6 protein-coding genes and 1 pseudogene are annotated in these 7226 nt (G+C 63.8%); 6 read left to right on the top strand and 1 reads right to left on the bottom strand.

The genetic code is table 11. From position 1 onward, the window contains the following. The 3 genes and pseudogenes from ENZ75_RS14955 to ENZ75_RS14945 all read left to right on the top strand — a co-directional run. A pseudogene (locus tag ENZ75_RS14955) lies at positions 1-346 on the top strand (LLM class flavin-dependent oxidoreductase); the annotation flags it as partial. Between the two features lie 117 nt (positions 347-463). Then, entirely contained in the window at positions 464-1633 is a 1170-nt protein-coding gene (locus ENZ75_RS14950; protein ID WP_013528460.1) for an AI-2E family transporter, read from the top strand. Between the two features lie 68 nt (positions 1634-1701). After that, positions 1702-2703 carry an LLM class flavin-dependent oxidoreductase gene (locus ENZ75_RS14945; RefSeq protein ID WP_063169731.1) on the top strand — a complete coding sequence of 334 codons (1002 nt, stop codon included), beginning with the start codon at positions 1702-1704 and terminating at the stop codon, positions 2701-2703. Between the two features lie 33 nt (positions 2704-2736). On the opposite strand, the gene ENZ75_RS14940 is transcribed toward ENZ75_RS14945, so the two are convergent. Then, on the bottom strand, positions 2737-3756 hold the full coding sequence (locus ENZ75_RS14940; RefSeq protein WP_013528458.1) for a LacI family DNA-binding transcriptional regulator: 1020 nt from the start codon (positions 3754-3756) through the stop codon (positions 2737-2739). Positions 3757-3976: 220 nt separating this feature from the next. On the opposite strand from ENZ75_RS14940, the gene ENZ75_RS14935 reads away from it, so the two are divergent. The 3 genes from ENZ75_RS14935 to ENZ75_RS14925 form a co-directional block, all read left to right on the top strand. Then, on the top strand, positions 3977-5560 hold the full coding sequence (locus tag ENZ75_RS14935) for a sugar ABC transporter ATP-binding protein (protein WP_063169732.1): 1584 nt from the start codon (positions 3977-3979) through the stop codon (positions 5558-5560). Next, a complete protein-coding gene (locus ENZ75_RS14930) occupies positions 5557-6873 on the top strand; it encodes an ABC transporter permease (RefSeq protein WP_013528456.1) in 1317 nt (438 codons plus the stop codon). Before ENZ75_RS14935 ends, ENZ75_RS14930 begins: the two co-directional genes overlap by 4 nt. After that, on the top strand, positions 6870-7226 hold a 357-nt coding region (locus tag ENZ75_RS14925), incomplete at its 3' end, for a substrate-binding domain-containing protein (RefSeq protein WP_164887827.1). The genes ENZ75_RS14930 and ENZ75_RS14925, both read left to right, overlap by 4 nt.

Raw genomic sequence — 7226 nt, 5'->3', positions numbered from 1 at the left:
CGAGACGACCGAGCAGGCGGCGGACGATTTCTACGGCCCGCAGGCGGAAGTGATGAATCGCATCGGCCGCGAGCGCGGCTGGGGTCCGACCTCGCGGGCGCATTTCGACCAGTCGCGCGGCCCCACAGGCGCCCTGTTCGTCGGCAGTCCCGAGCAAGTGGCTGAAAAGATCGTCGCCCAGCACAAGATCTTCGGCAATGACCGCTTCCTGCTGCAGATGGCGATCGGCACCATGCCGCACGCCAAGATCATGAAGGCGATCGAACTCTACGGCACCAGGGTGGCGCCGATCGTGCGCAAGGAAACAGCCAAGCCCGCCACAGCCGTCACGTCGCCGGCAGCCTGACCCGGAGCCGGCGCGAGCGGCCTCAATCCCGAAGCCGGCTCATGGAACCCTCGCCCGTAACTCTGCGTTTCATGGAGGCGATTGCCGTGCGAAGGGGCGCCGGCTTGAGGGGTGACCATGAAAACCGAACCCACAGCCTGGGGACAGGACGTTTCCGATGAACCGGATTCGCGCGTCGCGGCTCGCGCCGACACGCGTCTGATGCGCTCGTTGCTGATCGGCATCTTTCTCTTCATGGCCATCTACGCGCTCTATTTCGCCCGCGCCTTTTTCATGCCAGTGCTTCTGGCTTTCCTGCTGGCGCTGACGCTGACGCCGATCGTCCGGCTGCTGCGCAAGCACGGTATCCCGGAAGTGATCTCGGCAACCCTTCTGGTGCTGTTGTCCCTTTGTGTGTTCGCCACCGCCGGCTATCTGCTCAGTGGCCCGATCATCGATCTTATCAACAACACCTCGTCGATCGGCCAGAAGCTCACCGAACGGTTGGCGCAATTGCGACAGCCGCTCGAGAAGATCATGCAGATTTCGCATCAGATCGAACAACTGACCGAGACCTCGCAGGAGTCCGGTATTCAGAAGGTGGCGGTGGCGCAGTCCGGCATCCTGTCGGCGGCCGCCAGCAACATCCTGTCGGCGGGAACAGGCCTCACCATTATCTTCGTGCTGTCGCTGTTCCTGCTCGCCTCCGGCACGATGTTTTATGAAAAGATCATCCAGTCCTTCGCCAGCCTCAGCGAAAAGAAGCGGGCGCTGCGCGTCGTCTATGACGTCGAACGCGAAATCTCGCACTATCTGCTCACCGTCACCATCATCAATGCCGGCCTCGGCACGGTCATCGCTCTCGGTCTTTGGGCGCTCGGCGTGCCCAATCCGCTGGTCTGGGGCGTTGCTGCCGCCCTGCTCAATTTCCTGCCCTATGTCGGAGCACTGATCACCATCGTGCTTGTCACGGTCATGGCGTTGATCAGCTTCGATACCATCTTCTACGCGCTTCTGGCGCCGGCCTTCGTGATCTTGTGCGACATCGTCGAAGGCCAGTTCGTGACGCCGATGGTGGTCGGCAGGCGCCTCGAGATCAACGCCGTGGCGATCTTTATCGCCATCGCCTTCTGGTCATGGCTGTGGGGTTTCGTCGGCGCCCTGATGGCGGTGCCGCTGCTGGTCGTCATCAAGGTGTTCTGCGATCATTTCGATGGGCTCAGCCATGTCGGCAATTTTCTCGCCGCGCAGCACGCGGTTGTCGTCGAGGAGGACGACATCGCCGACCCCGAAGCTGTCAAAGGCTGATCAATATTTTTGAATTTGCGGCGCCGCCGGATGCTTCCTACATGCGGTCCTGACACAGGATCCCACCCATGACCGCTCTTTCCGTTCTCGACCTGTCGCCGATCGTCGAAGGCAGCGATGCCTCGCAGTCGCTGGCCAACTCGCTCGATCTTGCCCGCCATGCCGAGCGCCTGGGCTACAAGCGTTTCTGGCTGGCCGAGCATCACAACATGCCGGGTATTGCCAGTGCCGCCACAGCCGTCGTCATTGCCCATGTCGCGGGCGGCACCAAGACCATTCGTGTCGGCGCCGGCGGCATCATGCTGCCCAACCATTCGCCGCTGGTGATTGCCGAGCAGTTCGGCACGCTGGCCGCATTGCATCCGGGCCGCATCGATCTCGGCATCGGCCGGGCGCCCGGCACCGACATGGGTGCCGCCCGCGCCTTGCGCCGCAATCTCGAGGCCGGGGTCGACAATTTCCCGCAGGATGTCGTCGAGCTGATGGGCTATTTCCAGCCGGCCGAGGAAGGCCAACGCATCCGTGCCGTGCCCGGCGAAGGCCAGGGCGTGCCGGTCTGGATCCTCGGCTCCAGCCTCTACGGCGCGCAGCTTGCCGCCATGCTCGGCCTGCCCTATGCCTTCGCCTCGCATTTCGCGCCGGCGGATCTGGATCACGCGCTGGATGTCTACCGCTCGCGCTTCCAACCCTCCGAGCACCTCGACAAGCCGCATGTCATGCTTGGCCTCAACGTCTTTGCCGCGCCCACCGATGCCGAGGCTCGTTTGCTGTTCACCTCGCTGCAACAGGCTTTCGTCAATCTGCGCACCGGCCGGGCCGGACGGCTGCCGCCACCTGTCGAGAACTATGACCGCGATCTCGATCCGATGGCAAAGACCATGCTGGGCCAGGCATTGTCCTGCGCCGTCGTCGGCTCCCCGGAAACGGTGCGGCAAGGCATCGATGCTTTCGTGCGCCGCACCGGCGCCGACGAGCTGATGGTCACCGCGCAGATTTTTGATCATGCGGCGCGGGTGCGGTCGTTCGAGATCCTGGCCGAGGCGCACAAATCGCTGTCGCAGGCGGCCTGACAAGTTCTGGTACGATATATGCTGGGCGAAAAACTATGCGCTCACGCTCTGCGCAATCGCCCCGAGCGGGCGGCATGAATTGCGGATCATCAGCCGGCCCTTGAGCAAAAGCTTGCGCGGCGGCGCGTCCCTGTTGCCGGCGAGACGGTCGAGAAGCAGATTGGCCGCCTGTTCGCCGATCGCCTGCACCGGCTGCGCGACGGTGGTCAGCTGCGGCTGAAACACGTCGGACCATGGAAAGTCGTCGAAGCAGGCAACTGAAATGTCTTCCGGGCAGGACAGGCCGATGTCGCGGATCGCCTTCATGGTGCCGATCACCATCGGGTTGTTGGCCGAGAAGATCGCGCTTGGCCGATCGTGCGAGGACAGCATCTGCATGGTCGCGTTGTAGCCGTCGATCTCGTGGAAATTGCCGAAGCGGATCAGCTCCTCCGCGATCGGCAGGCCGGCGGCGTGAAGCGCCTCGCGATATCCCGCCATGCGGTCATGCATCGGCGAAATGTCCGACGTGCCGGTGATGTAACCGATGCGCCGGTGGCCGAGATTGATCAGATAGGTGATGGCGTCGAACACCGCGCGCTGGTTGTCCAGCACCACGGCATCGGTGTCGACGCCTTTGCAGATACGATCGAGCAGCACCACCGGCACGTTGGCGTCGTCGACGATCCGCTTGAGGATCGCGCCGTCGCCGACGCGCGCCACGATCAGCCCGTCGACCATGCGGTCGAGCAGCAGCTTGATCTGATCGTCCTGGGTGTTCAAATCCTCGTCCGTGCAGCACAGCATGACGGCATAGCCGGCCCGGTCGAAGGCCTGCTGGATGACCGAGACGACATCGGTGAAGAATGGGTTGGTGATGTGCGGCACGGTCAGTCCGATCGTGCGGGTCGTGCCCATCTTCAGGCTGCGGGCGATCGCGTTGCGCTTGTAGCCGATATCGCGGATCGCCTGTTCGATGCGCTGGCTAAGCTCCGGACTGACCGTCGCCGTGCCATTGATCAGCGCCGAAACGGTGGCGACAGAAACACGCGCCGCTTCAGCCACATGAAGCATGGTGGGCGCGGTGGATTTCCGGTGTTTTTTTTGCCCTGATGCTGTCATTTTCGAAACGTTTCGCCACCCTTGCCGGCCAATACGTACGGAATCCTGTCCTTTTTAGCAAGAATCGAAATGCAGTAAACATGCGGTACCTCATATCAGCTTGACATGATCGAAACGTTTAGATTAGCGTTTGCGGGAAGTTGACGACGACGGAAGGGAGGCCGCCATTGTCATGCGAGAGAGCAGTTCCCTTTCCCCGCAGCACGGCGCTGCCGATCGGTCGGACACCGTTCTGAGCGCCGAGCATATTTCCAAGAGCTTCGGCGGCATCGCCGCCCTGGTCGATGTCGGCTTCGAGCTGCGGCGCGGCGAGGTTCATGCCTTGATGGGCGAGAACGGCGCCGGCAAGTCGACGCTGGTGAAGATCCTCTCCGGCGTCTACACCGGCTATGAAGGCACGGTCAGCGTCGATGGCCACCCTGTCAATTTCGCTGGCGTACGCGACGCCGAGGATGCCGGCATTGCCATCATTCATCAGGAGCTCAACCTGGTGCCCGAACTCAGCGTCGCCGACAACATCTTCCTTGGCCGCGAGAAGCTGATCGCCGGGCTGATTGTCGACCGCAAGGCAAGCAGCCGCGCGGCGGGCGCTTTGTTGCAGCGGCTCGGCATCGAGCTCGATCCGCAAGCCCGCGTCGGTGCCCTGCGTGTCGGCGAGCAGCAGCTGGTCGAGATCGCCAAGGCGCTGTCGATGTCGGCACGCATCCTGATCATGGACGAGCCGACCTCGGCGCTGTCGCCGGCCGAATGCCAGCGGCTGTTCCGCATCATCCGCCAGCTTGCCGAGAGCGGTGTCGCCATCGTCTACATCTCGCACCGCATCGACGAGGTCATGCATCTGGCCAGCCGCGTCACCGTGTTTCGCGACGGCCGCCATGTACTGACCGAGCCGATGGCCAGGCTGGACGAAGATGCGATCATTTCGGCGATGGTCGGACGCAACCTGCTCGCTTCCTCCCAGGAAGAGCGCCACTCCGGCGGCAACATTGTGCTTTCGGTCGAAAACCTGTCGCTGTCGAAGCCCGATGCGCATGGCTGGCGCACGGTGATCGACGGCGTTGGCTTCGATCTTGCCGCCGGAGAGATCCTCGGCATTGGCGGGCTGCTGGGTTCGGGCCGAACCGAGATCCTGGAGGCGATCTTCGGCTCGAGCGATGGCCGCACCGGTGGCGAAATCCAGGTCGACGGCCGGCCTGTGGATATCCGTTCGCCCCGCGACGCAAGGCGGCTGGGCATTGCACTGGTCACCGAGGACCGCAAGACGCAAGGCCTGCATCTGCAGGCTTCGATCGCAGACAATGTCGCGCTGCCGCTGGTCGGGTCGCTGGCCCGCTTCGGCATCCGCTCGCTGGCCGCCGAGCAGGGGCTGGCGCGGCAGGCGGTCAAGGCGCTCGGCATCCGCTGCCGGGACATCGACCAGCCTGCCGGCACGCTGTCCGGCGGCAACCAGCAGAAGGTCGTCATCGGCAAGTGGCTGGCGACCAGGCCAAGGGTGCTGTTGCTGGACGAGCCGACGCGCGGCATCGATGTCGGCGCCAAACGCGAGATCTACGACCTGATCTTCAAGCTGGCGCGCGATGGACTGGCCATCTCCGTCATCAGCTCCGAACTGCCGGAGCTTTTGCATCTCTCCGACCGCATCCTGGTGATGGCCGATGGCCGCCAGACAGGCATTCTTTCCCGCGATGCGGCCAGCGAGGAGGCCATCATGCGTCTCGCCGCCCCGCGCAGGACCATATCGAGACCAGCCGCATGACTGCCCTGAAACTCCTGTCCCGTACCAAGCTCTATTGGGGCCTGATCGCCATCTTCCTGATCGGCGTGCTGGGCTCGCCGATGAGTTCCAAGGGCAACAACATCTTCCTCTCCTACGGCAACCTGCTCGACGTGCTGCGCCAGGTCTCGACCACCGGGCTGATCGCCACCGGCATGACGGCTGTCATCATCACCGGCGGCATCGATCTCTCCGTCGGCTCGCTGATGGCCATCTGCTCGGTGGTCTGTGCCATGCTGCTGACGGTCCCAGGCGTGACGCCGGGCGTCGTGCTGGGCGTGCCGACCGTCGCGCTGGTGGCGCTTTGCCTCGGTTTCGTCGTCACCCGCTTCATCTTCCAGAACCTGGCAAAGTCCCGTGCCGGCGCCGATCTCGTCCGCGAGATCAGGCTGGACGGGATTCGCGGCCTGATCACGCCCGCCGTCGTCGGCGTGGTCTTGTGCTGCCTGTCGCTGTGGTTTCTGCTGCCGCAGATCGAGCCGAAATTCGGCGTGCTCGGCGTGCTGCTGGTGGCGCCGTGCGTTGGTTTGCTGTTCGGCGCGCTCAACGGCTTCATCATCGTTGCCGGACGGCTGCAGCCCTTCATCGTCACCCTGGCTATGATGGTGACGGCGCTCGGCATCGCACGGCTGACCGCCGGCCAGAACAATGCGGTGCTGCCGGTCTATACCGGCTCCAACGCCACCGCCGATTTCGAGATCCTGCGCTCGCTGGTGTTCGGCATCATCCCGATGCCGGGCCTGTTCTTCCTCGGCGCCATCGTGATCTACGGCGCGGTGCTGCGCTTCACGCCGTTCGGCCGCTATGTCTATGCCATCGGCGGCAACGAGGAGGCGGCGCGCCTCTCCGGCATCGCCGCCGGCCGCGTCAAGATCGCCACCTATGCCGTCTCCGGGCTGCTCGCCGGCATTGCCGCCGTGCTCTATGTCGCGCAGTACCGGCAAGGCAAGCCGGATGCCGGCGCCGGGCTGGAGCTCGACGCCATTGCCGCTGTGGTCATAGGCGGCACCAGCCTGATGGGCGGGCGCGGCAGCCTCATCGGCACGTTCTGCGGCGTGCTGATCTTCGGTCTGCTCTCCAACATCCTGCAGCTCCACAACATCAATTCGAACCTTCAGCTGGTGCTGAAGGGGATGATCATCATCGGCACCGTGCTCGTGCAGGAGCGCAATGCCGGTGATCTCCTGGCCTATCTGCGCCTGCCCGGCGGGCAATCGGCGCACAAGGAAACGGCCGCGGCAAAGCGGCCGTCGCAAGAGACACCGTCTCTCAATCTCGGAGGAAACAAAAAATGAAACGACGTGACATGCTGAAGCTTGCCGCCGTGACCGCGGCACTGCTGACCACCACCGCGCTGCTGACCACCGGCAATGCCTATGCCCAGGACAAGAAGTGGAAGATCGGCTTCTCGCAGGTGACGACCATCGAGCCCTGGCGCGCGCAGTTCAACAAGGACATCCTGGCCGAAGCCGCCAAGCACCCCGAGGTCGAGCTGATCATCACCGACGGCGAGGACAAGACCGAAAAGCAGGTCGCCGATGTCGAGAACCTGATCCGCCAGGAGGTCGATGCGCTGTTGGTGTCACCGAAGGAATCGGCCGGCCTGACCGGCGTCGTGCAGCAGGCGATCGACGCCAAGATCCCGGTC

Source organism: Mesorhizobium sp. M7A.F.Ca.CA.002.04.1.1, from assembly GCF_004022805.1.
Classification (GTDB): Bacteria; Pseudomonadota; Alphaproteobacteria; order Rhizobiales; family Rhizobiaceae; genus Mesorhizobium; species Mesorhizobium ciceri.
Note: the sequence above shows the minus strand (reverse complement) of the source record. Positions and strands in the feature narration are given on the sequence as shown.

What these genes read in the sequence shown, in the direction of transcription:
- ENZ75_RS14930 (WP_013528456.1), top strand. Translation starts at nt 5,557, where the DNA reads ATGACTGCCCTGAAACTCCTGTCCCGTACCAAGCTCTATTGGGGCCTG.
- ENZ75_RS14940 (WP_013528458.1), bottom strand. Translation starts at nt 3,756, where the DNA reads ATGCTTCATGTGGCTGAAGCGGCGCGTGTTTCTGTCGCCACCGTTTCG.
- ENZ75_RS14945 (WP_063169731.1), top strand. Translation starts at nt 1,702, where the DNA reads ATGACCGCTCTTTCCGTTCTCGACCTGTCGCCGATCGTCGAAGGCAGC.
- ENZ75_RS14935 (WP_063169732.1), top strand. Translation starts at nt 3,977, where the DNA reads ATGCGAGAGAGCAGTTCCCTTTCCCCGCAGCACGGCGCTGCCGATCGG.
- ENZ75_RS14950 (WP_013528460.1), top strand. Translation starts at nt 464, where the DNA reads ATGAAAACCGAACCCACAGCCTGGGGACAGGACGTTTCCGATGAACCG.